The 26,827-nt window shown below is 60.4% G+C and carries 29 protein-coding genes; 1 reads left to right on the plus strand and 28 read right to left on the minus strand.

Features of this window, described 5'->3' with window-relative positions; all coding sequences use genetic code 11:
- Positions 1–16 precede the first annotated feature (16 nt).
- From HK23_RS00110 to rpmH, 8 genes are all read right to left on the minus strand, one after another.
- Positions 17–652 (minus strand): hypothetical protein, encoded by a 636-nt coding sequence (locus HK23_RS00110; RefSeq protein WP_231888430.1) that lies wholly within the window; start codon positions 650–652, stop codon positions 17–19.
- Positions 649–1,845, minus strand: coding sequence for a succinyl-diaminopimelate desuccinylase (gene dapE / locus HK23_RS00115; protein WP_086652413.1), 1,197 nt, complete (start codon positions 1,843–1,845; stop codon positions 649–651). The genes HK23_RS00110 and dapE overlap by 4 nt, the downstream gene beginning before the upstream one ends.
- Positions 1,846–1,872: 27 nt before the next feature.
- On the minus strand, positions 1,873–2,721 hold the full coding sequence (gene dapD / locus HK23_RS00120; protein WP_043551938.1) for a 2,3,4,5-tetrahydropyridine-2,6-dicarboxylate N-succinyltransferase: 849 nt from the start codon (positions 2,719–2,721) through the stop codon (positions 1,873–1,875).
- A gap of 183 nt (positions 2,722–2,904) precedes the next feature.
- Positions 2,905–3,810: an acetylglutamate kinase gene (gene argB, locus HK23_RS00125; protein WP_043551936.1), complete on the minus strand. Its 906-nt coding sequence runs from the start codon at positions 3,808–3,810 to the stop codon at positions 2,905–2,907.
- Positions 3,811–3,846: 36 nt separating this feature from the next.
- Entirely contained in the window at positions 3,847–4,524 is a 678-nt protein-coding gene (gene yihA / locus HK23_RS00130; RefSeq protein ID WP_086652414.1) for a ribosome biogenesis GTP-binding protein YihA/YsxC, read from the minus strand.
- A complete protein-coding gene (yidC, locus tag HK23_RS00135; RefSeq protein ID WP_086652415.1) occupies positions 4,524–6,290 on the minus strand; it encodes a membrane protein insertase YidC in 1,767 nt (588 codons plus the stop codon). The genes yihA and yidC overlap by 1 nt, the downstream gene beginning before the upstream one ends.
- Positions 6,291–6,439: 149 nt before the next feature.
- Entirely contained in the window at positions 6,440–6,847 is a 408-nt protein-coding gene (gene rnpA, locus HK23_RS00140) for a ribonuclease P protein component (protein WP_052403947.1), read from the minus strand.
- Positions 6,848–6,870: 23 nt separating this feature from the next.
- A complete protein-coding gene (rpmH, locus tag HK23_RS00145; protein ID WP_043553126.1) occupies positions 6,871–7,005 on the minus strand; it encodes a 50S ribosomal protein L34 in 135 nt (44 codons plus the stop codon).
- Positions 7,006–7,155: 150 nt separating this feature from the next.
- Here rpmH and HK23_RS00150 point away from each other — a divergent pair, with 150 nt between their 5' ends.
- On the plus strand, positions 7,156–7,704 hold the full coding sequence (locus HK23_RS00150) for a hypothetical protein (RefSeq protein ID WP_086652416.1): 549 nt from the start codon (positions 7,156–7,158) through the stop codon (positions 7,702–7,704).
- 6 nt (positions 7,705–7,710) lie between these two features.
- On the opposite strand, the gene gloA is transcribed toward HK23_RS00150, so the two are convergent.
- The 20 genes from gloA to folK form a co-directional block, all read right to left on the minus strand.
- Entirely contained in the window at positions 7,711–8,103 is a 393-nt protein-coding gene (gene gloA, locus HK23_RS00155) for a lactoylglutathione lyase (RefSeq protein WP_086652417.1), read from the minus strand.
- 31 nt (positions 8,104–8,134) lie between these two features.
- Positions 8,135–8,977, minus strand: a complete 843-nt coding sequence (locus HK23_RS00160; RefSeq protein WP_086652418.1) for an LpxI family protein — start codon at positions 8,975–8,977, stop codon at positions 8,135–8,137.
- Positions 8,974–9,876, minus strand: a complete 903-nt coding sequence (lpxA, locus tag HK23_RS00165) for an acyl-ACP--UDP-N-acetylglucosamine O-acyltransferase (RefSeq protein ID WP_086652419.1) — start codon at positions 9,874–9,876, stop codon at positions 8,974–8,976. The genes HK23_RS00160 and lpxA overlap by 4 nt, the downstream gene beginning before the upstream one ends.
- A 90-nt stretch (positions 9,877–9,966) precedes the next feature.
- A complete protein-coding gene (gene fabZ, locus HK23_RS00170) occupies positions 9,967–10,443 on the minus strand; it encodes a 3-hydroxyacyl-ACP dehydratase FabZ (RefSeq protein ID WP_082779567.1) in 477 nt (158 codons plus the stop codon).
- A gap of 45 nt (positions 10,444–10,488) precedes the next feature.
- The gene (gene lpxD / locus HK23_RS00175; RefSeq protein WP_086652420.1) at positions 10,489–11,574 is read right to left on the minus strand and encodes a UDP-3-O-(3-hydroxymyristoyl)glucosamine N-acyltransferase; all 1,086 of its coding nucleotides are present in this window, start codon (positions 11,572–11,574) and stop codon (positions 10,489–10,491) included.
- A 2-nt stretch (positions 11,575–11,576) separates the two neighbouring features.
- Positions 11,577–12,473 carry an OmpH/Skp family outer membrane protein gene (locus HK23_RS00180; protein ID WP_082881718.1) on the minus strand — a complete coding sequence of 299 codons (897 nt, stop codon included), beginning with the start codon at positions 12,471–12,473 and terminating at the stop codon, positions 11,577–11,579.
- Positions 12,474–12,477: 4 nt separating this feature from the next.
- Positions 12,478–14,910, minus strand: a complete 2,433-nt coding sequence (bamA, locus tag HK23_RS00185) for an outer membrane protein assembly factor BamA (protein ID WP_086652421.1) — start codon at positions 14,908–14,910, stop codon at positions 12,478–12,480.
- Between the two features lie 129 nt (positions 14,911–15,039).
- The gene (gene rseP, locus HK23_RS00190) at positions 15,040–16,152 is read right to left on the minus strand and encodes an RIP metalloprotease RseP (protein ID WP_179193754.1); all 1,113 of its coding nucleotides are present in this window, start codon (positions 16,150–16,152) and stop codon (positions 15,040–15,042) included.
- A 31-nt stretch (positions 16,153–16,183) separates the two neighbouring features.
- Positions 16,184–17,341, minus strand: coding sequence for a 1-deoxy-D-xylulose-5-phosphate reductoisomerase (dxr, locus tag HK23_RS00195; RefSeq protein ID WP_086652422.1), 1,158 nt, complete (start codon positions 17,339–17,341; stop codon positions 16,184–16,186).
- A gap of 64 nt (positions 17,342–17,405) precedes the next feature.
- Positions 17,406–18,236, minus strand: a complete 831-nt coding sequence (locus HK23_RS00200) for a phosphatidate cytidylyltransferase (RefSeq protein ID WP_086652423.1) — start codon at positions 18,234–18,236, stop codon at positions 17,406–17,408.
- A complete protein-coding gene (gene uppS, locus HK23_RS00205; protein WP_218777684.1) occupies positions 18,233–18,913 on the minus strand; it encodes a polyprenyl diphosphate synthase in 681 nt (226 codons plus the stop codon). The genes HK23_RS00200 and uppS overlap by 4 nt, the downstream gene beginning before the upstream one ends.
- Positions 18,914–19,026: 113 nt before the next feature.
- Positions 19,027–19,548 carry a ribosome recycling factor gene (frr, locus tag HK23_RS00210; RefSeq protein WP_063908344.1) on the minus strand — a complete coding sequence of 174 codons (522 nt, stop codon included), beginning with the start codon at positions 19,546–19,548 and terminating at the stop codon, positions 19,027–19,029.
- A gap of 146 nt (positions 19,549–19,694) precedes the next feature.
- Positions 19,695–20,432: a UMP kinase gene (gene pyrH, locus HK23_RS00215; RefSeq protein ID WP_063907914.1), complete on the minus strand. Its 738-nt coding sequence runs from the start codon at positions 20,430–20,432 to the stop codon at positions 19,695–19,697.
- Between the two features lie 113 nt (positions 20,433–20,545).
- A complete protein-coding gene (gene era, locus HK23_RS00220) occupies positions 20,546–21,445 on the minus strand; it encodes a GTPase Era (protein WP_061492264.1) in 900 nt (299 codons plus the stop codon).
- Entirely contained in the window at positions 21,438–22,184 is a 747-nt protein-coding gene (gene rnc, locus HK23_RS00225) for a ribonuclease III (protein ID WP_086652425.1), read from the minus strand. Before rnc ends, era begins: the two co-directional genes overlap by 8 nt.
- A complete protein-coding gene (gene lepB, locus HK23_RS00230) occupies positions 22,181–22,990 on the minus strand; it encodes a signal peptidase I (protein WP_063907912.1) in 810 nt (269 codons plus the stop codon). The genes rnc and lepB overlap by 4 nt, the downstream gene beginning before the upstream one ends.
- A gap of 76 nt (positions 22,991–23,066) precedes the next feature.
- Positions 23,067–23,474, minus strand: a complete 408-nt coding sequence (gene acpS / locus HK23_RS00235; RefSeq protein WP_086652426.1) for a holo-ACP synthase — start codon at positions 23,472–23,474, stop codon at positions 23,067–23,069.
- Positions 23,471–25,687, minus strand: coding sequence for a RelA/SpoT family protein (locus tag HK23_RS00240; RefSeq protein WP_373270298.1), 2,217 nt, complete (start codon positions 25,685–25,687; stop codon positions 23,471–23,473). Before HK23_RS00240 ends, acpS begins: the two co-directional genes overlap by 4 nt.
- Positions 25,688–25,834: 147 nt before the next feature.
- Positions 25,835–26,206 carry a DNA-directed RNA polymerase subunit omega gene (rpoZ, locus tag HK23_RS00245; protein WP_025829482.1) on the minus strand — a complete coding sequence of 124 codons (372 nt, stop codon included), beginning with the start codon at positions 26,204–26,206 and terminating at the stop codon, positions 25,835–25,837.
- Between the two features lie 78 nt (positions 26,207–26,284).
- Positions 26,285–26,821, minus strand: a complete 537-nt coding sequence (folK, locus tag HK23_RS00250; RefSeq protein WP_086652427.1) for a 2-amino-4-hydroxy-6-hydroxymethyldihydropteridine diphosphokinase — start codon at positions 26,819–26,821, stop codon at positions 26,285–26,287.
- Positions 26,822–26,827 lie beyond the last annotated feature (6 nt).

A 26,827-nucleotide genomic window follows, 5' to 3' on the forward strand; every position in this document is an offset into this window, starting at 1 on the left:
GCACAAACCGTTCTGTTTAGTGGGACGGTTTAACCGCAATCATCGGCTGGAGCAGATCCTGCATCACGATGTAATGCGGCGGCAGAAGTGCGGCGAGACCGTAGAGAACCAGTGTCACAGCCAGCACGGAGACATACAGCAGCAGCGCACGGCTGCGGGTCAGGCCGAGCCCGACGCGCGCCACATACCATTGCAGCCACATCTCATAGACAGAAACCGTGACCATCAGTGAGGCCATAAACCCCGGCTGGTGCAGCAGCGGCGGGAACAGCACGCCCGCCAGAACCGTGGCCACCAGAGAGATGAGGACCACCACCCAGCCGCACCATGTGGCCGCCGTGATGTAGCGCAGCCAGAGCGCATCCCGCCCCCATTTGTGGGCGTAAAAGTGGGAGACAACCGCTGGCAGCAAGACAACACACAGAGACAGCAAAAGCTTGGTAAAGCCCAGCGCCTTATCCGGCTGCATGGCAGCCTGAAAAAGGCCTACCAGCAACAACGCCAGTTGCGGAGCCAGTGCCGCACCAAAGGAATCCGGCGTGCCCTGAAAGCACCCAATGCCTTCACGACGCCCGCTGGCCAGCAGCAGCATCCCCTGCAAAATTCTGCGGCCGTTGTTACCCTGCTTGCCTGAACCCGAACTTGAAATCACGCCATGACCCCTTCCAGAAAGGTCTTGTAAATCACCGTCAATGTTTCCAGATCGGCCAGTGTGGTGTGTTCATCCACCTTATGGATGCTGGCCCCGACAAGCCCAAATTCGGCCACCGGACAGTAGTTTGCAATAAAGCGGGCGTCGGATGTGCCGCCCCCGGTGTCCAGCTTGGGCGTCCGGCCCGTGACAGTCTGCACGGCCTGCACCAGATGGTCCGTCGCTGGCCCCGGTGCAGTGAGGAACGATTCTCCGCTAATCCGCACATTCACCCGCGCCGTGGGCGCATGCTGGCGGCAGATAGTTTCCAGCCAGCCTTTCAGGCCAGCGCCTGTATGTAGGTCATTAAACCGGATGTTCAGCCGGGCTTCCGCCGTAGCGGGAATAAGGTTGGTGGCCGTGTTGCCCACATCCATGCTGGTAATTTGCAGGCTGGACGGCTCAAACCATTCGGAGCCGTTATCCAGCGGCGTCTCTCGCAGGGCGGTGAGCACGCTCAGCAGCTTATGCACCGGGTTATCAGCGCGATGCGGATAGGCCACGTGACCCTGCACGCCCTCCACCACAATATGCGCGTTCAGACTGCCGCGGCGACCGATCTTGATCATATCGCCCATAGCGGCGGGGTTGGTCGGCTCACCCACCACGCAGTAATCCGGAATCTGGTCTTTTTCCGCCATCCATTCCAGCACCTTACAAGTGCCATAGGTGGCGGGACCTTCTTCATCGCCAGTAATCAGCAGGCTGATGGAACCGGGCACGCCGCCCTGCTCTACGCACCGCGCCACGGCAGACACAAACGCGGCAATGCCGCCCTTCATGTCACACGCGCCACGCCCGAACAGAATGCCATCAGAAACTTCCGCAGCATAAGGCGGATGCGTCCACGCACTTTCCGCCCCCGGCGGCACCACATCGGTATGGCCCGCAAAACAGATGTGCGGCCCGGCTGTGCCCAGCCGCGCAAACAGGTTGGGCGTGCGTTCTGCCCCTTCCCCAAACGGAAGAGACACCACGGTAAAGCCCAGCGCTTCCAGCATGGCCGCCAGAGTGTGCTGGGCCGGACCGGGATCGGGCGAGACAGAGGCATGACGGATCAGCGCCTGCGTCACCGCCACCGGGTCTGTCAGAACAGGCAAATGCCCGGTCTGGGGTCCGGTTAGGGTGGTCTGGTCCGGCGCTGAATATGTCATTGCGTGTCTGCCCGAGGTTCCCTCTGCTTAGTCGCGCAGCAGGTCGTTAATGGAAGTCTTGGAGCGTGTGCGCTCGTCCACCCGCTTCACAATCACGGCGCAGGCCAGATTGGGGTTCGGGCGACCATCGGGGCCAACCGGCTTGGAGGACGGCAGCGTGCCCGGCACCACAACGGAATAGGCCGGAACGCGACCCATGAAGATTTCACCCGTTGCACGGTCCACAATCTTGGTGGACGCGCCGAGGAACACGCCCATGGACAGCACGGAACCGCGTTCCACAATCACGCCTTCCGCCACTTCGGACCGCGCACCAATAAAGCAGTTATCTTCAATAATGACCGGAGCCGCCTGCAACGGTTCCAGAACGCCACCAATGCCAGCGCCACCGCTGATGTGGCAGTTGCTGCCAATCTGCGCACAGCTGCCAACGGTCGCCCAGGTATCCACCATGGTGCCGCTGCCCACATGAGCGCCCACGTTTACAAAGCTGGGCATCAGCACAGCACCCGGGGCGATGTAGGCGGAGTACCGCACCATGGCACCCGGCACCACGCGAAAACCGGCTTTTTCAAAACGGGCCTGATCCCAGCCCTGAAATTTGACGGGCACCTTGTCAAACGCTGGCCCGCCAGCAGCAGCACCCGGCATGACAACGCTGTCATTCAGACGGAAAGAAAGCAGAACAGCCTTTTTCAGCCATTCATGCACCACCCAGCCATTTTCGCTGGGGGCAGCTACGCGCAGACGCCCGGAATCCAGCGCCTCGAGAGCGGTTTCAATCGCCTTGCGATCGTCACCCGTCGTGGCGGAGGAAATCCGGTCACGAGCTTCCCACAGAGTTTCGATTTGAGCGCGGAGAGTTTCTTCAGTCATGAGACACCGTCAGACAGGATGAACAGAGGGTCAGGGCAGAGCCACCGACCGGCAAAAAGAGGAAGGAACCATGCGGACAGGGCACGCTCCTGTCAACGCGCCGATGCCGGACACCTGCCATCAACACGGCTCAAAGTCGGACTCTGAGGCACCGTGCCGACAGCAGGCTTCAAAACGGCAGGATTAGTCTGCGCGGATCAGCGTGCCGGAGCCAGAAGCCGTAAACAGTTCCAGCAGGCAGGCATGTGGTGTGCGGCCATTGATGATCACAGCAGCGCGGGCCCCCGCCTGCACAGCCTGAATACAGGTTTCAACTTTGGGGATCATGCCGCCGGTAATCACGCCATCCGCAATGGCCTGACGCGCCTGTTCCGCCGTCAGTTCGGGGATCAGGTTGCCGTCTTTATCCAGCACGCCCGGCACGTCCGTCAGCATCAGCAGGCGCGTGGCATGCACGGCCCCGGCGACAGCACCGGCAGCGGTGTCGGCATTGATGTTATAGGTCGCACCGTCTTCACCCAGACCCACCGGTGCAATTACCGGGATCAGGCCGGAGCCGGACAGGGCATAAATCACGCGCGGGTCCACCTTCACCGGCTCGCCCACAAACCCCAGATCCAGCACGCGCTCAATCTGGCTGTCCGGGTCACGCACGGTGCGAGCCAGCTTGCGGGCGGTAATCAGCTTACCGTCCTTGCCAGAAATGCCCACGGCCAGCGCACCGGCCTGACTGATGAGTTCCGCGACTTCCTTATTCACGGAGCCTGCCAGCACCATTTCGATCACATCGACCATGTTGGCGTCAGTAACGCGCAGGCCATCCACGAAGGTGGAGCTTATATCCAGCCGCTTCAGCATCTGGTTGATCTGCGGGCCACCGCCATGCACCACAACCGGATTGATGCCAACCAGCTTGAGCAGGGCAATATCCCGCCCAAACGTCAGGGCCAGCTCCGGGTCCCCCATGGCGTGTCCACCATATTTGACCACAATGGTGTCACCCGCATACCGCCGCAGATACGGCAGCGCACTGGCCAGCACTGCGGCTTCATGGTGCAGATCAGGCAATGAGGAAGAAGGGTCGGTCATGGGCTGCAAATCCTGCTCGATAATCCTGCCGGGGGGTTATTGCGGCGGCAGAGCAAACGCCGCAAGTTCTGCGCGCAGTTGCTCAATGCCCAGCCCGGTCTCACTACTGGTCACGGAAAGGAAGGGGCACGCCGCAGGATGGCGTTTGGTCAGAGCCAGAACCTCTTCTTCCTTGCGGGCCAGCGCCGTGGGTTTGACGGCGTCACACTTGGTCAGCACCACCTGAAAGCTGACGGCGGCACGGTCCAGCAGCTTCATCACTTCCAGATCATGCGGTTTGACTTCGATGCGCGCATCCAGCAGCAGCATCACCCGCCGCAGGCCGGGGCGGCCACGCAGGTAGTCAAACATCATTTCCTGCCAGTCTTCCTTGACCGACTTCGCCGCCTTGGCAAACCCGTAGCCCGGCATATCCACCAGCATCAGCCGATTGGCGAGGTCAAAAAAGTTCAGCTGCTTGGTGCGTCCCGGCTGGGAGGACGCACGGGCCAGCGTCTTCCGGCCTGTCAGAGCGTTGACCAGTGTGGACTTGCCCACGTTGGAGCGACCGGCGAACGCAATTTCCGGCAGCGTTTGCGGCGGCAACTGCCCGAGCTTCTGCGCCCCGAAAATAAAGTCGCACGAACCGGCAAAAAGCCGCCGCCCCTCTTCCAGGGCGGCGGCAATCTGCTCGTCATTCGTCAGTTCACGAAAGTCTGTTCCGGCTTCAGGCATCAGCGCTTGCTCACTACGGTCGTCTTGGCATCAGCATTTTTGTCAGCCGCCTTGAAGCGCCCGAGGATGATGAACTGCTGCAACGCGGTCAGAAGGTTGCTCCACGCATAGTAGATCACCAGACCAACCGGCTGATGCGCCATGAAGAAGGTGAACACCAGCGGGATGAACGCCATCACCTTCTGCGGTGCAGGGTCCATGTTGGTGGAGCTGGAGCTGATCTTCTGCATCAGGAACATGGTGGCCCCATACAGGATCGGCCATGCGCCCAGAGAGAGGATGGACAGCACCTGCGCCGGGTCAAACGGAATCAGCCCGAACAGGTTGAACACGTTCGTCGGGTCCGGTGCAGACAGATCCTTGATCCAGCCAAAGAACGGCGCATGGCGCATTTCAATGGTGACGTAGAGATCCTTATACAGACACCAGAACACCGGAGCCTGAATAAACAGCGGCAGGAAACCACCGAACAGGTTTACGCCCTCTTCCCGATAGAGGCCCATGATATGCTGCTGCATGGCCATCGGGTCGTCTTTGTAGCGGGCGCGGATCTGGTCCACCTTCGGCTTCAGGCGCGCCGTCTTCCACGTCATACGCATCTGTTTGATGGTCAGCGGCAGGAAGAGCAGCTTCACAATCACGGTAAAGGTCAGCAGGGCCAGACCGAAATTGCCGATCATGGTGTAGAGCCAGTCCAGCACGAAGAACACCGGACGCGTCAGGAACGCCAGCCACCCGAAGTCCACTGCTTTCCAGAACATGGGTACATGCAGATCGTGCTCATACCGGTCCAGCAGACGCACTTCCTTCGCGCCAGCAAACACATGTGCTTCGGAAGAAGCCGTCTGGCCTGCTGCCACCTGCACCGGAGCGGTAGAGGTAAAGCCGACCTGATAGGTGTGCTGTGCGGGCAGATAGGTATAAGCGCCAACAACCTGTGTGTTCTGGTCCGGCAGAACAGCCATCAGCCAGTATTTGTCGGTAATACCAGCCCAGCCGCCTGTGCCCTGATGGCTCCAGGACACATTGTCCGGCGGCACGCCATCGTTGCGCAGCGCCTTGTAGGAGCCTTCGTTCAGGCGCCCATCAATGACGGAAATCGGCCCTTCATGCACCAGCATGCCGCCGGTTGTTTCCGGCGTGTAGCCACGATTGACGCGATAATACGGATACAGTGCAACCGCCTGCCCCGTGGCGTTGTGCACGCGCTGGGTGACGGTGAACATGAAGTCCTGATCCACCGCCAGAGCGATTTCAAACGTCAGGCCCTGCCCGTTATCCCATGAAAGGGTAACGGGGTGGGTCGAATCCAGCTTGCTGTTGTCCGCTTTCCACACCGTGCGGGAATCGGGCAGACGCACCGAGACATCGGACGGCGCACGCCAGCCGAAATCAATAAAGTCCGGCTTAGAGCCCGTGCCATCTGCCAGAACGCGTACGTCCGGGCTGTCCGGCTTGACGGTTTCCCGGTATTTTTTGAGGACCAGATCATCCAGTCGCGCACCGCGCAGATTGATGGAGCCCTGCACAGCAGGCGCATCAATCACCAGATGCGCGTCCGGCCCGCTGGGCTCGCTCGCTGCATCACCTGCGGATTGTACGGATGGTGTGGAAGAAGGCTGCGCAGCACCAGACGGCGGCGCAGAAACACTTTGCGTGGTCTGCTGCGTGACAGGAGCCTTGGGCGCCTGCGGGAAGAAATAATCAAACCCGATGAGAACCGCAGCTGACAGCAGTGTTGCCAGTATCAGACGTCTTGTATCCATTGCTGGCCTGCTGGCCCCCCTGCACGAAACGGAACAGATAATTCAACCGCGAAACACGGAGTCTTCACGGCACTCTGGTTTCCAGCGCAGGATGAGCAGGAATGCAAGCCGGGAAAGCATCTTCCTGTCCTGTCAGACAGGCAGACGTCTTACTTGTGGCCGGGCTTTGCGCTCCGGTCAGCCTGAGAAAGACACTGCTGCAAGGCTTTGCGAAAATCTGCCACCAGATCCGCAAAAGAGCGGTTCAGGGTTGCAGCGCGGCCAATCAGAACCAGATCAAGGCCGTTAAGAGGTGTTTCAGTTTCCACAATGCGGACAACCTCGCGCAGCCTGCGGCGGGCGCGGTTGCGGACCACGGAATTTCCAACTTTTTTTGTCACGGTAAAGCCAATGCGCGGGGCATTGGAGTCGGCGCGCTGAAAAAGCTGGAGCACCAGCCCCCGCACGGGCGCTTTACGCCCACGCGCGGCCAGAAAGAGAAACTCTTTCCGCTTTTTAAGGCGTTGGGAACGAACAGGCTCAGCCCCCGCTCCCTCCAGACGCTCACGCTGCTGCATGATGCCCGTAAGCCATAAAAAGCTTAAGCGGAGAGACGCTTACGGCCTTTGGAACGACGGTTGGCGATGATCTTGCGGCCACCAACAGTTGCCATACGTGAGCGGAAACCATGGCGACGCTTGCGGACCAGCCGGGACGGTTGATAAGTGCGCTTCATTGCAGCACTCCCTTCATTGATACAGATATGCAGGCAGCCCAGAGCCACCTGTCTTGAAGGGCCGGCTTATAATGTTCAGAAAGGAGAACGTCAATCATATCGGCAGAGTCCCGGCACACTCTGTTCCGACAAAAGAAGGGCTGGTCCTCCATGAGCACCTCTCAATCCCCCCTCAGCACCGTGCTGCTCCTGTTCTGCCTGCCCCTTTTGGGGGCTGTAACGGCTGGCCTGCTGGGCCTGTCCTTCCCTGCCGGCCTGCTGCCTGTCGCCCTCACCGCCGCAATCGGCGCCTGGCTGGGCACCCGTTTCCGGCACCCAACCTCGGCTCATTCGGGCCTCGCGTCAGCCCCAAAACCCGCAGAATCGCTCGCCAAGGATCAGCCGGCACCCGCTCGGGCTTCTCTGACACCCCACACGGCTTCTGCGGCCCAAACGCACTCAGGCACACAGGCACAAGTAGGGTCGACCCCTGTCACGGCACCTCTGACCCCATCGGGTCTGCCCGCGCATCCGCAAGCCGCGCTCCCTACACCAGACCCCAAACTGCGCCACGATATTCGGAATATTCTCTCACCGGCGATGCTGGCCGCCGAGCAGCTTGGCACCAGCACAGACCCGCTGGTGCTCAAGGCCGTCAAAACTATTGACGAGTCTCTGGACCGCGCTCTGCTCCGGCTGAAGCAGAAGCCGCAGTCCTGACAGGCCTTAGTCCTGGCGCTGGATCAGTTCGATCTTGTAGCCGTCCGGATCTTCGACAAACGCGATAATGGAGGTGCCGAATTTGACCGGACCAGCCTCCCGCGTGACCTTCCCGCCCCCGGCGCGCACCTTTTCTACCGCAGCCGCCACATCGGGCACGCCAACGGCAAAATGGCCAAAGCCGGTGCCAACGTCATAGCCATCATCCTGACCCCAGTTATAGGTCAGTTCGATTTCGGCCTGTCCGGCGGCATTATCTGCATAGCCAATAAAGACAAGAGTATATTTGCCGTCTGGCACTTCCCGCCGACGCAATTCATGCATGCCGAGAAGCTTATAAAAAGCGATGCTGTCATCCAGATTTTTCACCCGGACCATGGTGTGCAAATAACTTGCCATCGCGTTGTCTCTCCTCTGTTTCGCTCTGTTTTTAGCGCGTGAGAGGCTCCGGGGTTACCGCAATCAGGAATAATCCTGCCTGATCAGCCTCCACCACGCAGGCATCCCGATCAGTCAGCAAGGTGTGTCCGGCCTCAAACGCAATGCCCCGCAGTCCCGCCAGATGCGCATTACGCACGGTAGCGGGGCCAATGGTGGGCATATCCGCCCGCTTGTCCTGCCCCGGCTTGAGGAGCTTGACCAGCACTCCGCCCTCACCCGGCTGCCGACACTCCCCGGCCCGCGCCAGCATACGGTCCGTGCCTTCCATGGCCTCCACAGCCAGCACCAGACCGTTCTGCACCACGCAGCCTTGCCCGATGTCCATCCGGCCCAGCGCATGCACGACCTCAATGCCCCTTTGAATGTCAGCCATAGCCTGCTCATCCGGTGCAACAGTGCCCAGAACACCGGGCGGCACGACGGCATGGGACAGAAATTCATGCGCGCCCCGCACGCAAAAGCCTTCCTCGCCCAGAATGCGGACCAGAGCAGCCAGAAGCCCGTCATCGCCCGCAAACAACGCCCGCCCCAGCCGGGCCAGAATGCGCGCACCTTCCGCATCGGGATACAGGCTGCGCAGGGAGGGACGACGGATAGGGCCAATCAGCACAAGATCCGTGCAGCCATGCGCCCGCAGGAGAGACAGCATCTGCCCGGCGGCCCCAAGGCGTACAAGCTGATGCGGCCAGGGGTTGATCACCTCTGGCTCAGCAAATCCATCAAATCCAAGAATAAAAACGGGTCGCCCGGCTGCCGCAGCGGCTTCAGCCACCCGTGCCGGAAGCGGACCGCCCCCGGCCAGAATGCCAACTGCGCCGGGCTGCGCGCTCACGCGCCCTCAGTTTCCGCCGTGCTGAAGTCTCCCCGCGCGACGCGGACAAGACCGCGCCGGCTGGGCGCATCAATAAACTCAAGAATTTCACGCACGCGCGGTTCATCCCCAAACTCGCGCCGCATGACTTCAAGGCGGGCGGCAAACGGGCCATCCTCAGATGCCCCTTTGGGATACAGCGTGAAGAACGCCTTACGCATCCGGTGGATTTCTGCCGACTGCACACCATTCCGGCGCAGCCAGATCCAGTGCAGGCCCACAAGCCGCGCACGGTTCCCCAGCACACTGCCGTAAGGAATCACATCGGCTTCCACGCCAGCCACGCCACCAACCAGTGCTGCATGGCCAATACGCACGAACTGATGAATGGCGGCGGAGCCCATGACGCGCGCATCATCCTCAATCGTCACATGGCCACCCATGACCACGTTGTTGACGATAATCACGCGGTTACCCAGCGTGCAGTCATGTGCCACATGAGCGTTGGCCATAATCAGCACATCATCACCAATGTGCGTCAGGCCACTGCCCACAGCAGTGCCACGATGAATGGTCACGTGCTCACGCACCACCGTACGGGCACCAACCTCACACCGGGTCGGCTCACCTTTATATTTGAGATCCTGCGGGGCCATGCCGATCGTGCTGAACGGGAAATAGCGGGATCCCGCGCCAAGGCGCGTATGACCATCCACCACAACGTGGGAAATCAGCTCCACGTTGTCCTCAATCACCACATTCGGGCCGACGGAACACCACGGACCGATAACCACGCCACGCCCAAGCTGAGCCTCTGGTGCAACAATGGCGGTTGGGTGAACACGCGCCCCCCCGTTTTCTCCTACTGCATGCACCAGTTCCACTCCTCTTTCACCTGCCTGCTTCCCGTACGTCGTCATACACTGTGCGGAAACACCTGCCCCAAAAAACGGGCGTTTTCCGGGCAGGTCAGGATATTAGCTACAATTATCTCAAAAATAATGGGGGGCTCAACCCATGATCATGGCGCTGAATGTTGCTTCCGCCACGGAAACACCATCGACTTTGGCCACACCACGGAACTTCCACACATTAGCGCGGTGGCGTTCCTTGACCACATGGATACGCAGCTGGTCACCCGGCTCCACAGGCTTACGGAACTTGGCGTTCTCGATTGTCATGAAATAGACAACCTTGCCCTCAAAAGCCTTACCCAGCGTCAGCACTACCAGCGTAGCGGCTGTCTGCGCCATGGCTTCAACAATCAGCACACCGGGCATGACAGGCCGCACAGGGAAGTGCCCCGGAAAGAACGGCTCGTTAACCGAGACATTCTTGATACCGGTTGCTTCTTCCCCGAGCCTGATATCCACCATCCGGTCGATGAGCAGGAAAGGATATCTGTGCGGAATCGCTTGCATAATGCGCGTGACGTCAATCGCATCGATTGTCTGAACGTCCTGCTGCGATTCTTGTTTCGTCTCCACGTCCCCTAGACCACCTTTTTCAGCCGGACAGCGCCCGGTATCTGTTCAACCCTTGCCCGAACCGCCTTCTGCCGGTCCAGACGCTTTTTTGGACAGCTTGCGCAACACCGCCACATTCCGGAAAAACTCCCGGAACGGCATGGCTGGACTGCCAATCACATCAGCGCCGCCTTCAACATCAGACATCACGCCGCATTGCGCCCCAATACGCGCCTTGGCCCCAATACGGATATGCCCAATAAGGCCTGCCTGCGCTGCGATGGTCACATAGTCTTCCAGCACAGTGGAGCCGGAAATACCGGCCTGAGACACTACGATACAACACCGCCCAAGCCGGGCGTTGTGGCCGATCTGGACCAGATTGTCGAGCCGGGAGCCTGCACCAATCACGGTATCATTCACAGAACCGCGGTCAATTGTGGTGTTTGCGCCGATCTCAACATCGTGCTCCAGCACCACCTGACCAAGCTGCGGCACTGTCTCAAACCCGTTTGGCCCCACGGCAAATCCGAAACCATCCTGCCCGATACGCGCACCCGGCAGAATAATCACACGTTCACCCAGCACAGCGTGCGACAGAGTGACATGGCAGCCAATGCGGCAATCTGCCGCCAGGACCACGCCCTCACCGACCACCGCGTGAGAATTGATGATGCAGCGCGGACCAATTTCCGCCCGCGCACCAACCACCACAAACGGGCCAATTTCAGCAGAGGGGTCCACCACCGCGCTGGCATCAACCACCGCCAGAGGATGAATACCCGGCTGTGCCGGTGCCTTGGGGTGGAACAGCCGCGCAACCCGGGACCATGCCAGATACGGGGTAGCAGAAACCAGTGCAGCTGAGTGCGCCGGAACCTTGTCCGCAAAAGCCGGAGCCACAATCACCAGACCGGCTTTTGTGCCTTCCAGAAGATGGGCATAGCGACGGTTATCCAGAAAGCTGACATCCTGAGCGCCAGCAACCTGCAACGGGGCAATCCCGGCATAACCTTCAGCGGGAAGAGTGCCTTCCCGCGGCGGGACCAGCGTGGCTCCGGCTGCTTCAGCCAGAGCCTGCCCGTCAAACGGACCAGACCGCGTAAAAAACCGGGGGTCAGCAGGCCCGGAAGACGCTTTGGTACTGGTCATCCTTACTTATGCGCTGCCGGAGCGGCGGCGGGAGCCGCAGGAGTTGCTGCCGGAGCCGGGCCCGTTGCAGGCGTTTCCTGATCGGCATCTGCCGTGGTCGGCATCTTGCCGGATTTTGCCAGCACTTCCGGGTCCACATTGGCATCCGGAATAAACACGGACGGCAGCACACCGTTCAGCTGCTTGGCCACTTCGTTGGTAATGTCCTGCCCGTCCACATGCAGAGCAACCTGCTCGCTATGCAGCACGAGGTTCATACCGTGGGAGGCCGCAACCTTCTGAATGACCTGAACCAGCTCACGCTCGATCTGCCCCAGAGAAACCTGAGCGGCTTCCTGAATGATGCGGTTGCGATTACGGAAATCGCGCTGTGCCTTCATCACGCGGTTCTGCAGGCTGCGCTCACGATTCTGAATCTGGTCAGACGTCATGGATTTGGCCTGAGCCTGCAGGTTCTGCTGCTCATCCCGCCAGCCAGCCTGCTCTTTCTGCAGGTCCTGCGCCAGCGCATCACGACGGCCACCCAGCGTGCGTTCCACCTGCATGGCCGCACTGGACTGACGCATAACGCCGGAAACGCTGATCACACCAATAACAGTTGCCGGCGGAGCAACGCTCTTGGGCAGATCCTGCATGGACGGAATAGGCGGCAGCGGCAGAACCGGCGGGGTCTGCTGCTGGTCTGCTTCGCTGCTGTCAGCCGGGGGAGCAGGCAGCGGAACCGGAGACGGTGCCCGGCGCTGGGTATGCGCAGCCGGAGGCGCAGGCTGCTGAGCAGCCTTAGGCACAAACCAGCCACCGCCCCCAGCGTTCTGAGCCATGGCGGACGGTGCCAGCGCAACGGAAATTGACAGGAGAGCCGCAGAAAGAGCGGCTGTTCTGTTAAACTTGGGCATCATTACCTCAGAATTGCTGGCCGAAGCCAAAGCGAAGGAGCTGTGTCCGGTCATTGTGACTGCGCATGACAGGCACACCCAGATCGATATTCAGCAAGCCAAACGGGCTCTTCCAGGAGAAGCCCGCACCCGCACTCACACGCGGCCGGAGTGTATTACCGCTTACATCAGGCTTGTTGGTATAAGGATTGATAATATTCCGTCGCACGCGCATCCCGGCAACACTCCCGGAGTCAACAAAGGCGCGTCCTTTCACACCCATGTCAGACAGGAACGGGATCGGGAAGTTCAACTGCGCAGACGCCGTATACATGAAGCGGCCACCAAGCAGATCTTCCGAGGCGTGGCCATAATAACCAATACTACGCGGCCCGGCACCACCGTCCAGGAAGCCTCGCAGATTGTTACCGCCCAGATAGAAGTTATCAATAATACTGCTTTTACCGTTACCCCAGTCTGTCATGTAACCCATGCCAGCCCGAAGGGCGACCGTCCACTCATGGCTGTTGGTCAGGTCATCCAGCGGAATATAGTACGCGCCATTCACCTTACCACGCAGATACCGGGTATCCCCGCCCAGACCGGCAAAGTCACCACCGACAGACACCATGTATCCGCTATGCGGGACCATGTGGTTGTCACGCGTGTCATAAACCAGATTGGTGCTCAGCTGAGACAGCGTCGTCGCGCCTTTGTTGTCGAGAACGTACAGTGAGGACTCATCCCACGTATTCCCGACGTTACGACGCATCAGGGTGTAGCTCCAGGACTGAGACAGATAGCGGTTATAGGCATACCCCATACGCAGGGTCAGGCCATACCGGCTTTCCGAATAGTTCTGATAGGTCTGGTATTTGTTCTCAATCCCGTACAGATCAATCCCGGCCACCATGTTGCGGCTCAGGAAGGCCGGATCGGTTACCGAGAAGTCTGCCTGTTTCTGCCACATGGACATGGTGCCAGAGAGACCGGCGTCAATACCCGTGCCCAGCAGGTTATGCTGTTTGAGGCCAATGTTACCCAGCACACCAACGTCGGTCGAATAACCACCACCGAGCGAGAATTCACCCGTCGGCTTTTCCGTCACGTTGACGGAGACGTTCGTGCGGTCCTGTGCAGACCCCTGATTTTCATCCAGAGAAACGCTTTTGAAGAACCCGAGGTCTTCCAGGCTCTGCTTGGCGTATTTCTTGTAGCTCGGGGTGTACGGATCCCCTTCAGCAAACGGCAACTGGCGACGGATAACGTTATCCTGCGTGACGGTGTTCCCGTTCACGTCAATCCGCTCAATATACCGGCGCGGGCCTTCGCTCACATCAAACAGCAGATTGACGGTGTGCTTTTCCGGGTTACGCGCAATTTCCGGACGCACCATGGCGAACGGATGACCCTGAGCCTGAAGGATTTCCTCCATGTCCGTTGCGTTGTCCTGCACGGCCTTACCATCGTACCACTGGTGGGCAAACAGCTCGACATACTTACGCAGGGACTTCGCAGGGACGTGGCGCAGGCTGGAGCGAATATCCACCTTACCCAGACGGTAGCGAATCCCCTCGTTCATCGTGAAGGTCACGTAGAAGGATTTGCGATCCGGAGAGAGTTCGCCCGTAGCGTTCTTGATCTCGAAATCGACGTAGCCGTTGGCCAGATAGAAGCGGCGCAGCAACTCGGCATCATATTTCAGACGGTCGGGGTTGTACTCATCAGAGGATGAGAAGAACCGATACCAGGCGGTTTCCTTGGAGGAGACCACGCCAGCCAGACGCGCTTCGGAATAGGCTTTATTGCCGACAAAGCTGATCTTGCGGATCAGCGTCTGCGGGCCTTCATTGATCTGGAAGACAACGTCCACGCGGTTATGCGCCAGCCGGACAATCTGCGGCGTCACAACGGCAGCGTAACGGGCTTTCTGGGCGTAGACATCCAGAATCTTCTGGCGGTCATCCGCTGTTGTCTCGGCTGAGAACACGGCGCGCGGACGCAGGGCGATGACCTTCCGCAGGTCTTCATCCTTCGCGGCGTGATTGCCTTCAAACACAATGCGGTTGACGATCGGGTTTTCCACCAGACGCACGTGGAGGACACCCCCCTCGCGCCGCATGGTCACATCCTTGAACAGCCCTGTGGCGTAGAGCGTCTTCAAAGAGCGGTCCAGATCATCCTGACTGAAGGAATCCCCCGGACGGACCACCATGTAGGACAGCACGGTATTGGTCTCGATACGGGTGTTCCCCGTGACCGTAATATCTTCAATCACCCCGCCGGAATGCCCGGCCAGAGTGGATGTGGATGCCGAGAGTCTGGCCTGCCGGGCAGGAGAAACGGAAGCAGGTGACTGTGCACCATGATCCGCAGCTGCAGCGCGCGCGCCCTTCCCTTCCACAAGGAAGAAAGGCAGCACACAAGCAGAAACAAAGAGGGCTGAACGCTTACCCGTCAAGATTTGCCATCCTCCATCCGGGTCGTTCCCATCTCAGGAGACCTTCCCCTGTTGTTCTTTCGCCCGCAGGGGGACGTATCCGATATAACCCTTGTCACGCAAGTTCTTCCGTTCCAACCCTGCTGTAATTCAGCTTACGAGCGATGCAATCCACTTAAACAGTCCGAAACCAGACAGGTCATTAAATGTCGAAAACAAGAACAGACCTGCAAGAAGCGCGAAGCCGGCCTGAAAGCTGATTTCCTGAATCCGCTTTGAAACCGGACGGCCCCGTACAGCCTCTATGGCATAAAAAACGAGGCGTCCGCCATCAAGAAGCGGCACCGGGAACAAATTTATTAGCCCCAGATTGACTGAAAGCAAAGCCATGAACGAAAGCAGGCTGGCAAAACCATACTGTGCCACCTGTCCGGAGAGCTGCGCAATCTTGAGCGGGCCGCCCAGATCCTTGGCTGTATGGCGGCCGGTCAGGATTTGCCACACACCATCCAGCGTCTGCACGGACGTTGTCCATGTGGCCTTCACCCCCGCCACAACAGCGCCGGGCACGGAGAGCGGCTTGCCTGCTTCCGTCGCAAACATCACGCCAAGCTGGCCATGCGGCGTGGAAGAGGACGACTCCGGAGCCGTCCCGATGGTGACAGGCAGATCCACATCCTGCCCGCCGCGCCGGACGGTCAGCGTAGTTTTTGCCCCTGCCTCACCCAGAATGGTGGCCTGAGCATCCTGCACAGTCGTCACATCATGGGTGCCGATTCTGCGGATTACATCACCCGCCTGCACCCCGGCAGCAGCCGCAGCGCCACCCGGCTGCACGGCGGCAATCTCGTTCCGCACAATGGGCTGGCCCACCGAGGCGAAAATGATGGTGAACAGCAGAATAGCCAGAAGGAAGTTGAACACCGGCCCGGCGACAATCACGATCGCCCGGGACCAGACGGATTTATCATGAAAGGTGCGACCCGGAAGCCACGCGGCCTTCTGCTCCGGCGTGGCGTCTTCCGGGTCTTCAAACCCATGCGGGCGGACGTAGCCGCCCAGCGGAATGGGACAGATACGCCATTCCGTCCCGCTGCGGTCATGCCAGCGGAACAGGGCCGGACCAAAGCCCAGAGAGAACACTTCCACATGCACCCCCCGCCAGCGGGCCGCCAGATAGTGCCCCAGCTCGTGAATGCTCACGAGCACGCCAAGCACAAAGGCGAAGGAGATGAGTGTACGGAGGTATTCGTGTATCATGATAATCCGAATATCGGCTCAGAGAGCTGTTTTCTCAAGCGGCCAGGGCAAGAGTATGGCTACGGGCCGCCTTGCGGGCTTCGGCATCCCAGTGCAGCACCGCCTCAAGCGTGTCTGCCGGGGGGGCGCCCAGAGCCGTCATGGTCTGCTCGACCACGCGGGCAATGTCCAGAAAGCCAATCTGTTCCTTCAGGAAGGCTTCAACCGCAATTTCATTAGCCGCGGAAAGAATGGCCGGAGCAGCGCCCCCGCTCCGCAGAGCCTCGCGCGCCAGACGCAGCGCCGGGAACCGCACCATATCTGGCGCACTGAATTCCAGCGTAGCAAATGCAGCAAGATCCAGATGGCTGGAGGTCGTGCTCATGCGCTTCGGCCAGGCCAGCGTGTGCGCAATGGGGATGCGCATGTCAGCGGAGCCCATCTGCGCAATCAGGCTGCCATCCGTATACTGCACCAGCCCATGCACTACGGACTGCGGGTGCACCAGCACATCAATACGGTCTTCGGTCAGGCCAAAAATTCGGGCCGCCTCAATCACTTCCAGCCCTTTATTGAACATGGTCGCGGAATCGATGCTGATTTTCGCACCCATGCTCCATGTCGGGTGCTTCAACGCCTGTGCGGGCGTGGCGGCTTCCATCTCTTCCATGCTGGATTTACGGAACGGGCCGCCAGAAGCTGTCAGAATGATTTTGGCAACCTGATCGGCCTGCTTGTCCGCCATAGCCTGCGCCACGGCATTATGTTCGGAATCCACCGGCAGCAGCGTGGCTCCCGCGTCTGCCACAGCGCGCAGCATGACATCACCCGCACACACCAGCGCTTCCTTGTTCGCCAGCGCGATGGATTTACCGTTCTTGACGGCTGCCAACGTCGGCTCCAGCCCGGCAGCGCCGGTAATGGCCGCCATGGTCCAGTCCGCCGGGAGGCCAGCCGCTGCAATCACAGCCTCGCGCCCACAGGCGACCTCAGTGCCACTTCCGGCCAGCAGGGTACGCAGCTCATCAAATGCTTTTTCGTCCGCCACAACAGCCAGCTCGGCTTTCAGGCTTTTGGCCTGCTCCGCCAGCTTTGCCGCATTGCATCCGCCTACCAGCGCCCGCACCCGGAACTGGTCACGCGCCTGCTCCAGCAGATCCACGGTTGAACAGCCAATGCTGCCTGTGCTTCCCAGAACGGTAACGGTTCTCATTGCGCTTTCTTTCAAACCAGACGAAGGCGGTCTGCCCCCACAGGGCCGTGCCGCCTGTTGAGACTCACCCCGGCAGTTTTCCTGCCAGAAACGCGAAAACAGCGTGCGCGCCTGCCGTCCAGAACGGTGCCGGAGCCGCCACACACAAAGACACCAGAGCCGCCGCAGGGGCTGCGACCACCAGACCATCAAACCGGTCCAGCAGGCCACCATGCCCCGGCAGCAGGGTGCCAGAATCCTTCACGCCCAGCGCGCGCTTCATGGCGCTTTCCGCCAGATCGCCCGCCTGCGCCACAACACCGAGAACAGCGCCCCAGAACGCTGCCGTCGCCACCCCGCCCTGCCCGGATAGGCCCGCAATCAGGCAGCCGCACAGCACAGCGCCCACAAGCCCACCAAGAGAACCGGACCATGTTTTACCGGGAGAAATACGCGGGGCCAGCTTGGGGCCACCAAACAGCCGGCCCGTCAGATAAGCGGTGCTGTCACTCGCCACCACAACCGCGACCACAAACAGCACCGGCCACACGCTCTCCAGCCGCAGCCAGACAAGGGCCGTGCCTGCCAGCACAATCACGCACATGACGGCACATAACTGCGCACCGAACACAAAAGAACTCAGGCAGAAAATCGGGAAGGCTTCCCACCGGCCCGTTACCGCAGCCAGCCCGGCCCCAATGGCCCACAGCACGTAAACACTGCCGCGCCATGATTTGGGAGACAGGCCAAACAGGATGGCTGCTTCTGCCGCCATGCCGCCCATCACACCCAGAATGAGGATATCATACAGCAGGCCGCCCATACCGATGCACAGCCCGGCCACCAGCACCAGCACACAGGCGGACATTAGGCGGGTCCGCAAATCTCTCCAGGCCGAAGCGTCCGGCTGCGTCATGATACAGAAGGCCTTGTGCCAAACCGGCGCTCCCGGCGGGCATAGGCTTCCAGCACGGTCGCAAAATGCCCTTCATTGAAGTCGGGCCAGAAAATATCCAGAAAAACGAGTTCCGCGTAGGCGCTCTGCCACAGCAGGAAGTTGGACAGCCGGAACTCCCCACTGGTCCGCACCACCACATCCGGGTCTGGCACGCCAGCGGTCCACAACTTGTCCGCAAACAGGCTTTCGTTAATCTCTTCAGGCTTCAGGTCGCCCTGCTGCACCGACTGCGCCAGACGACGCGCCGCCTGCACAATATCGCCGCGCCCGCCGTAAGACAGGGCCAGAAGGAGGGTCAGCCGCCCATTGTCCCGCGTGAGCGCTTCGGCTCGTGCCAGCTCTTCCCGCAGGCTGACATCAAACCGCGCCAGATCGCCAATAAAGCGAATGCGCACGCCTTCACGGTGCAGTTCCGCCACCTTATGCCGCAGATAATACCGCAGCAGGCTGGTCAGATCGGCCACCTCGGCAGGTTCGCGGGACCAGTTTTCCGAAGAGAACGCATAGAGTGTCAGATACTTCACGCCACGATGCATGGCCGCACGCAGGCAGCGGGAAACGGCTTCCGCCCCCGCTTTATGCCCGGCCAGACGCGGCAGACCTCTCTCCAGCGCCCAGCGCCCGTTGCCATCCATAATGACGGCAACATGCGCGGGGACGACAGATTTCCTGTCTACAGTCCCGGATGATTTTGTTGGCACGGCTTCACCACCACGGGCCAGAGAGAGGAATCCCGACGCCACTGGCGTCAGACCTGCTTAATCTCGCGGTCTTTTTCAGCCAGCATGTCATCAATTTTTTTCACATACTGGTCCGTGAGCTTCTGAATGGCGTCAGACCACGTCTTGACGTCATCCTGACTGATCTCACTCTTTTTCTCAAACGCCTTGGCTTTGTCCATGCCATCACGACGCACGCCACGGGCGGCAATCTTGGCGCCTTCGGCATAGCGGGCCGCAGCCTTGGCCAGTTCATGGCGGCGTTCTTCCGTCAGCTGCGGAATCGGCACGCGGATCAGCTGGCCGTCAGAAGCCGGGTTCAGGCCCAGCCCGGAATCACGGATGGCACGCTCGACAGCACCCACCAGCACGCGGTCCCACACCTGCACGGTAATCATCCGCGCTTCCGGCACGGCAATGGAGCCAACCTGCGTCAGCGGCACTTCACCGCCATAAGCTTCCACGCGCACCGGCTCCAGCAGGGCCGGACTGGCGCGGCCGGAACGCAGGCCAGCAAAGTCACGACGCAGGCTTTCCAGAGCGCCATCCATGCGGCGCGTCAGGTCTTCCAGAAGGGCATTCAGATCAGACACGGTCTCTCTCCCGTTTCCCGGACGGACCTTTCACAGGTCCGTCTCATCACTCTCAACAACAGGGTCCGGCGGCAGCACACCGCGAACACAATAGTCCGTTGGTTTTACGCGGTTTCGATAATCCGCGTGTAAGGGCCTTCTTCACGCATCACACGCGGGAAAGACCCCGGCTCACCAATGTTGAACACAACAATCGGCAGACGATTTTCACGCGCCAGACTGATGGCTGCGGCGTCCATCACGTTCAGCTGTTTGGACAGCACATCCATATAAGTCAGCTGCTCATACCGCACGGCAGAGGGGTCATGCTTGGGGTCAGCCGAATACACGCCGTCCACCTGCGTGCCTTTCAGCAACACATCGCATTCCATTTCCGCAGCGCGCAGCGCGGCGGCGGTATCGGTGGTGAAGAAGGGGTTGCCGGTCCCCGCAGCAAAAATTACCACGCGGCCTTTTTCCATATGCCGCACGGCGCGGCGGCGGATATAGGGCTCGGCAATGGCAGACATCGCAATAGCGGACATCACCCGCGTGGGGAGTTCCTGGCCTTCCAGCGCGTTCTGCAGCAGCAGAGCGTTAATCACGGTTGCCAGCATGCCGGCGTAGTCGCCCTGAGCACGATCCATGCCTTTGGCCGCCGCGGCCAGACCACGGAAGATGTTGCCACCGCCCACAACAAGGCAGACTTCCCACCCGCTGCGCACAACCTCGGCAACATCAGCGGCAATACGCTCAACCGTCTGCTGATCGACGCCATAAGCGCCTGACCCCATCAGGGCCTCGCCGGAAACTTTGAGCAATACGCGTTTACGGGGTGGCATCTCGCCAGTGGAAGCAGTCATTGGCCCTCAATCACGCAGATCGTCTGAAAAAGGCCCTGCCCCCGTGCAGGGGCAGGACAAGTCGCCCCTCTCTTATCCTTCATGACGCGCGGCCACAAGCGGTCAGACCCGCCTTAGGGCACATCATCCAGACCAATGGCGCGCAGGCGGGCGCGCTCTTCATCCCACCCAGAGCGCTCTTTTACATTCAGAAACAGGTGGCATGGCCGTTCCAGCAGACCGGAAAGCTGCTTACGCGCGCGCTCCCCAATCTGGCGGATTTTCTGCCCGCGCTCGCCAATCAGAATCGCCTTGTGGCCGGTGCGCCCCACATAAATGGTGGCGTCAATCCGCACGGAACCGTCGGGGCGTTCCTTATAGCTTTCCGTCTCCACCGTCGTGCCATACGGCACTTCCTCATGCGTTTGCAGGAAGATCTGCTCACGCACCAGTTCAGCGGCCAGCAACCGGTCGGGCAGATCGGTCAGATCATCTTCCGGGTAGAGATACGGGCCTTCCGGCAGGCTGGCAGCCAGACGGTCCAGCAGATCTTCCACCCCGCTGCCGGAGCGGGCGCTGACCATGAAGACATGCTCCACCGTCAGCTTTTTGGTGATGTCCTGCGTCAGCGGCAACAGCCGTTCCGGGGAGACCAGATCGGTCTTGTTCAGCACCAGCCAGACTTTGCGGCCCGTGGTCGCCAGACGCTCAATAATGCTGCTAACCGCATCCGTCAGACCCGAGCGCGCATCCACCAGCAGGAGCGTGATGTCCGCATCTTCCGCCCCGCTCCATGCGGCGGCCACCATCGCCCGGTCCAGCATCCGGCGCGGCTGGAAAATTCCGGGCGTATCCACCAGCAGAATCTGCGTGGTGCCGCGCATCAGAATCCCCAGCACACGGGCGCGGGTCGTCTGCGCCTTAGGGCTGACAATGGAGAGTTTCGCCCCCGCCATCTTGTTCAGCAGCGTGGATTTACCGGCGTTTGGCGCCCCCACCAGAGCGGCAAACCCGCAGCGTGTCGTCTCACCCATGTTGCGGGCCTCCAAGTTGTTCAAGCAGATCCGCTGCTGCGGCACTTTCGGCGGCCCGCTTGTTTCCGGCCCGCCCTTCTCCACTCCGGCCACCAGCGGTAACCTGCACCACAAACAACGGCGCGTGAGAGGGGCCATCGGCCCCGATTGTCTTATAAACCGGCAGGCTCTGCCCGCGGCCCAGAACCCATTCCTGCAAGGCCGTTTTCGGGTCCTTGGGCGGGCGGGCCTGCGCATCCAGCAGCGGCTTCCAGACCGTGCGGACAATGTTCCGCGCCGGGTCCAGCCCGCCATCCAGAAAGACTGCACCCAGCACGGCTTCCAACGCATCGGCCACCACATTGGCGGTGCTTTGCACCCCGGCGCGGGCCTCATGCGTGGCAACGGCCAGACTGGCAGGCAGATCAATCCGTTCGGCAATTTCAGCCAACGACGTGCGGGAGACCAGATGCGCCAGACGGGAGCCAAGTGCTCCTTCCTGCTCTGCCGGGTAGCGTTCCAGCAGCCATTCCGCCATCAGCAGCCCCAGCACACGGTCCCCGATAAATTCCAGCCGCTCGTTAGAGCCCATGCCCCGCGCCTTCTGCGGCCGACGCCGCCCGCCTGCGTTCTGGTGCGCGGCAGAGCGATGCGTCAGCGCCTCATGCAGCAGAGCGGGATTACTGAACTGATAATCCAGCCGGTCCTGCAGGGCGGTTACAGCGGAGGCTTCTCCGGCAAAAACTGCGGGGCGCTTCATGTAATGCTCCGGAAAATACGGGCCCAGCGAATTTCCGCCGGCCAGTACCAGATCTGCCAGAACGGGTGCGCGGACTCTACGGAGAAGAACACGCGCGACGCATGGCCAACCAGATTTTCCATCGGCACAAAACCAAGGTCTTTCGGACCATCGCCCATAAAGCGGCTGTCCGCGCTGTCATCCCGGTTATCGCCCATGGCGAAGAAATAGCCCGGCGGCACAACGTAATCCGGCGTATTGTTCTGCGCGCCATCATCCATCAGCTTGAGCACCTGATGCGCCACGACGCCCTTGCCCCCACTGGCTGGCAACTGCTCATCACAAGCCTCGCCTTCCATCGGCACATGGGATTCATCCAGCGCGGTATAGGGATGCGGGGCGAGGCAGGGCACCTGCTGGTCGTTCAGATACAGATGGCCTTCCGTCACGCGGATATGGTCACCCGGCAGGCCGATAATCCGTTTGACGTAATCAACCGACGTATCTTTGGTAAAACGAAATACAGCCACATCACCCCGATGCGGTTCCGCTCCCCAGATCCGCCCCTGAAACAGGTTGGGCGAGAACGGGAAGGAATAGCGCGAATAGCCGTAGCTGTATTTGGACACCATGATGTAGTCCCCCACCTGCAGGGTCGGAATCATGGAGCCGGACGGAATCACGAAGCTTTCAAACAGGAAAGTGCGGAACAGCGTGACCACCAGCACCACGCCGATGATGGTTCTCGCATAGTCCAGCACGAGCTGCCCGATGGTTGCCGGCCCCCCTGCGCCTGATGCCGTGGGAGTCTGGTTCGGGTTGGTCATGTCCTGCACCGCCTGTCTGCGTCGTTAGGAAAGAAAAGAAAAATCGGCGGGATCAAGCCGCGCACCCCAGGGGATGTCAAGCGGGACGCCCCGAGATAATCACCTCAGCAAAGGCATACGGATGCTCGTCCGTCATGCTCAGCACCAGATGCGGCACCTGCCCCGCGGGCACGATCTGCTGCAACCGCAGCAAGGCTGCCCCGGTCAGCACCAGTGTAGGCTGACCAGAGGGCAGATTATCCACCCCGATCTGGCTCTGCGCCACACCCTGCGCAAACCCGGTGCCCAGCGCCTTGGCGCAGGCCTCTTTGGCGGCCCAGCGTTTAGCATAGGCCCCAATCCGGGCCTGACCCTTCCGGCGGTCGGCCCGGGCTCGTTCCGTTTGGGTAAACACCCGATTGAGGAAGCGGTCACCAAACTGTTCGATCACGCGTTCAATCCGACGCATGTCGCACAAATCCACTCCGGCGGCGATCACACTCACGCCCGTGCCCTGTCAGCCTGAGAAATACCCTGCGCGGCCCGCAGCGCGGCAATCACGGAGGACAGATGGCGCAGGTCCCGCACTTCAACGTCTACAAGGATTTCCATGAAGTCGAGCTGCCGGTGCACAATCTTCAGGTTCACCACCGAGGCATCCGCCTTGGATACGGTGTTGGTAATGGCAGCCAGCACGGCAGATTCGTTCTCGGCCACAATGGTGATGCGCCCCACCCGCAGCTCTCCGCTGCCAGAGCGAGACATGGCATCATAATCCCAGTCCACATCCAGAAAACGCTCCGGTGTGGCGGCAAAGCTTTCCAGCGTCGGGCAGGTCCGCGTGTGAATAGTCACGCCTTTTCCGGTCGCGACCACCCCGACAATCCGGTCACCCGGCAGGGCGTGGCAGCAGGCGGCAAAATGCACCGCCACACCGGGGCCAAGCCCCACCAGCGGAATTGCCCCACCGGAGCGCCCACTTCCAGCACCGCTTGTGGCGCGTGGGCGCGGTCCGGCGGTACCCAGAACACCCGGCAACCCCGCAACCATGCGCGGCGCACGTGTCGCGCGACGCAGTTCCGGGTAGGCCGCATGCACAACATCCCGCGCACCGAGGTTGTTATTGCCCACCGACACATAAAGATCCTGAAGCGAATTCTGCTTCAGCGCCTTCAGTGTGGTTTCAATAATCTTTTCGGAGCCATCGACCCCTTCCTGACGGAAGGCCTTGGCCAATGCTGCGCGGCCGCTATCCAGATAGGTCTGGCGCTGCTGTGCAGCTACATAGCGACGAATACGCGCCCGCGCCTTGCCGGTAACCACAAACCGCTCCCACGAGGGGGACGGTGCGCCACCGCGGGCCGTCATGATCTCGACCTGATCCCCGTTCTGCAACTCATGGCGCAGCGGCATCAGGCGGCCATTGATCTTGGCCCCCACGCAGGAATCGCCAATCTGGCTATGCACAGCATAGGCAAAATCAACCGAGGTCGCCCCACGCGGCAGCGAGATCAGCTGGCCTTTGGGGGAGAAGCAGAAAACCTGATCCTGATAGAGTTCAAGCTTGGTGTTTTCCAGAAACTCATCCGGCGCGGAGGACGCTTCCAGAATTTCCAGCAGATCCTGCACCCAGCGTGGCCGACGGAAGCCAGCAATCCCGCCACCGGCCTCAACATCACCTTCCTTATACGCCCAGTGTGCCGCCACGCCGTTTTCGGCAATGTCGTGCATGGCCTCGGTGCGGATCTGCACTTCAATCTTCTGGTTGCGCGGGGAGCGCAGCGTCACCCCGGTATGCAGGCTCTGATATCCGTTGGCCTTGGGGGTGGAAATATAGTCCTTGAAGCGCCCGGCAATAACCGGATAGGCGGCATGCACCGCCCCGAGCGCCATGTAGCAATCCTCACGCGTATCCACCACAACGCGGAACGCCATAATGTCGGAGAGCTGCTCAAACGCCACATTCCGGCGCTGCATCTTCTCCCAGATGGAATACGGCGATTTTTCCCGGCCTGAGACGTGGACGTTCTTCAGCCCAGCTTCTTCACACAGGCGCAGCAGTTCCCGCCGCACCTCTTCAATCACATCAGCACCCTGCCCGCGCAGGTAATTCAGGCGGGCGCGAATGGTGGCATCTGCTTCCGGCTCAAGCTGCGCGAAGGAGAGGTTCTGCAGCTCGGTCTTGACCCGATCCATACCGATACGTTCGGCAAGGGGGGCATAGATATCGAGCGTTTCCCGCGCAATGCGCTGGCGACGGTCCACCCGCTCCACAAAATGCAGTGTGCGCATGTTGTGCAGACGGTCCGCCAGCTTGACCAGCAGAACGCGGATGTCTTTCGACATCGCCAGCACGAGCTTGCGGAAATTTTCGGCTTGTTTGGTGCGGTCAGACTGGAGCTCCAGCCGGGTCAGCTTGGTGACACCATCCACCAGATCCGCCACCGTCGGGCCAAACTGCGCCCGCAGGTCTTCCTGCGTAATGCCGGTATCTTCAATAGTGTCGTGCAGCAGGGCCGTGATGATGGACGGCACATCCAGCCGGAAACCAGCCAGAATCATCGCAACCGCCAGCGGGTGCGTTATGTACGGGTCACCATTATCACGAAGCTGGCTCTCATGAGCCTTTTTCGCCACGGCAAAAGCGCGGCGAATACTCTCCAGATCAGCAGTTGGCGCGTATCCGCGCACAACATTGATCAGCCGGTCACAGGTAATATCTCCACGCCCGGAAGGCTCAGGAGAAACCGGAACGGGGGTGGAGTCCCCCGTTGCAACAGGCAGAAGCGCAGAACCGGCTGAGGAGTCTGCCTCAGACACCAAAGTCCCGGTCCTGTTGTCGCCCCCCGCCTGCGTCACACGCTCTTACCGCCGTGCGCGCCCGCTGAGAGCGGCTTCAATCGCACCGGCATCATCAGAAGCTTCTTCTTCCGGAGAGACTTCCTGCAGACCAAAGATGTTCTGTTCAGTCGGCACCAGATCCTGCACTTCTTCATCCACAGGCTCGGGCTCGGGTTCGCGGGCCTGAGAGCGGATCAGATCATTACGCAGGTCAGGCAGCTTGACCGTTTCGTCCGCGATTTCGCGCAGGGCGACAACCGGATTCTTGTCATTATCGCGGTCAATGGTAAGCTCTTCCCCGCGTGAGATATTGCGGGCGCGCTGCGCCGCATACAGCACCAGCTCAAAGCGGTTCGGGACTTTCTCAACGCAGTCTTCGACGGTGACGCGGGCCATTACGAAGAGCCTCCAGACAATTCAGCTAAAAAATTCAGAGAGAGCATTGTAACGCATCCCCCCACCCCTAGGAAGTCCTTATTCCTGAATCCGGCGGATTTCCTGATCCGCGACATCAGGCAGCAGGTCCGCCAGCCTTTTCCCGCTGGAAGGGTGAACCCACTCCGGCGCGACGTCCTGCAGGGGCAGCAGCACAAAAGCCCGCTCATGCGCACGGGGATGTGGCAGGATAAGATGCGAATCATTCTGACAAAGAGAGCCATAGGTGATAAGGTCGAGATCCAGCGTGCGGGCTGCGTTTGGTATGGAACGCTCGCGCCCAAAGCGCGTTTCTATTGTCTGAAGCGCTTGTAGCAGGGCATCAGGCCCAATCCTGGCGATCCCCCGAACCATACCATTGATATAAGGAGGCTGACCGGAAGGTGGGACAGGAGCACTTTCATACCAGACTGAGACAGCCTCGATCTGCAACCCCGGCACGTCTTGCAGCGCGGCGACAACCTGCTGGCATGTCTCACGCGCCGCCTGCCCCGCATATGGCAGATTTGCTCCTATCGCGATCAGAACAGTTTCTGCCTTGTCAGAGGTTTTTGTCAGGCCTGATATAAATGCCATGGCTGA

Source organism: Acetobacter malorum (assembly GCF_002153605.1).
Taxonomy (GTDB): Bacteria; Pseudomonadota; Alphaproteobacteria; order Acetobacterales; family Acetobacteraceae; genus Acetobacter; species Acetobacter malorum_A.

Excerpts from the sequence above, each read along its gene's own strand:
- lpxA (WP_086652419.1), bottom strand. The coding sequence starts at position 9,876 with ATGACGACGTACGGGAAGCAGGCAGGTGAAAGAGGAGTGGAACTGGTG.
- frr (WP_063908344.1), bottom strand. The coding sequence starts at position 19,548 with ATGGATGGCGCTCTGGAAAGCCTGCGTCGTGACTTTGCTGGCCTGCGT.
- lpxD (WP_086652420.1), bottom strand. The coding sequence starts at position 11,574 with ATGACCAGTACCAAAGCGTCTTCCGGGCCTGCTGACCCCCGGTTTTTT.
- yidC (WP_086652415.1), bottom strand. The coding sequence starts at position 6,290 with ATGGATACAAGACGTCTGATACTGGCAACACTGCTGTCAGCTGCGGTT.
- rpmH (WP_043553126.1), bottom strand. The coding sequence starts at position 7,005 with ATGAAGCGCACTTATCAACCGTCCCGGCTGGTCCGCAAGCGTCGCCAT.
- HK23_RS00200 (WP_086652423.1), bottom strand. The coding sequence starts at position 18,236 with ATGACGCAGCCGGACGCTTCGGCCTGGAGAGATTTGCGGACCCGCCTA.
- rnc (WP_086652425.1), bottom strand. The coding sequence starts at position 22,184 with ATGAAGCGCCCCGCAGTTTTTGCCGGAGAAGCCTCCGCTGTAACCGCC.
- gloA (WP_086652417.1), bottom strand. The coding sequence starts at position 8,103 with ATGGCAAGTTATTTGCACACCATGGTCCGGGTGAAAAATCTGGATGAC.
- argB (WP_043551936.1), bottom strand. The coding sequence starts at position 3,810 with ATGACCGACCCTTCTTCCTCATTGCCTGATCTGCACCATGAAGCCGCA.
- rpoZ (WP_025829482.1), bottom strand. The coding sequence starts at position 26,206 with ATGGCCCGCGTCACCGTCGAAGACTGCGTTGAGAAAGTCCCGAACCGC.
- rnpA (WP_052403947.1), bottom strand. The coding sequence starts at position 6,847 with ATGCAGCAGCGTGAGCGTCTGGAGGGAGCGGGGGCTGAGCCTGTTCGT.
- folK (WP_086652427.1), bottom strand. The coding sequence starts at position 26,821 with ATGGCATTTATATCAGGCCTGACAAAAACCTCTGACAAGGCAGAAACT.
- dxr (WP_086652422.1), bottom strand. The coding sequence starts at position 17,341 with ATGAGAACCGTTACCGTTCTGGGAAGCACAGGCAGCATTGGCTGTTCA.
- dapE (WP_086652413.1), bottom strand. The coding sequence starts at position 1,845 with ATGACATATTCAGCGCCGGACCAGACCACCCTAACCGGACCCCAGACC.
- pyrH (WP_063907914.1), bottom strand. The coding sequence starts at position 20,432 with ATGACTGCTTCCACTGGCGAGATGCCACCCCGTAAACGCGTATTGCTC.
- HK23_RS00150 (WP_086652416.1), top strand. The coding sequence starts at position 7,156 with ATGAGCACCTCTCAATCCCCCCTCAGCACCGTGCTGCTCCTGTTCTGC.
- HK23_RS00180 (WP_082881718.1), bottom strand. The coding sequence starts at position 12,473 with ATGATGCCCAAGTTTAACAGAACAGCCGCTCTTTCTGCGGCTCTCCTG.
- era (WP_061492264.1), bottom strand. The coding sequence starts at position 21,445 with ATGGGTGAGACGACACGCTGCGGGTTTGCCGCTCTGGTGGGGGCGCCA.
- dapD (WP_043551938.1), bottom strand. The coding sequence starts at position 2,721 with ATGACTGAAGAAACTCTCCGCGCTCAAATCGAAACTCTGTGGGAAGCT.
- yihA (WP_086652414.1), bottom strand. The coding sequence starts at position 4,524 with ATGCCTGAAGCCGGAACAGACTTTCGTGAACTGACGAATGACGAGCAG.
- lepB (WP_063907912.1), bottom strand. The coding sequence starts at position 22,990 with ATGACCAACCCGAACCAGACTCCCACGGCATCAGGCGCAGGGGGGCCG.
- uppS (WP_218777684.1), bottom strand. The coding sequence starts at position 18,913 with ATGGATGGCAACGGGCGCTGGGCGCTGGAGAGAGGTCTGCCGCGTCTG.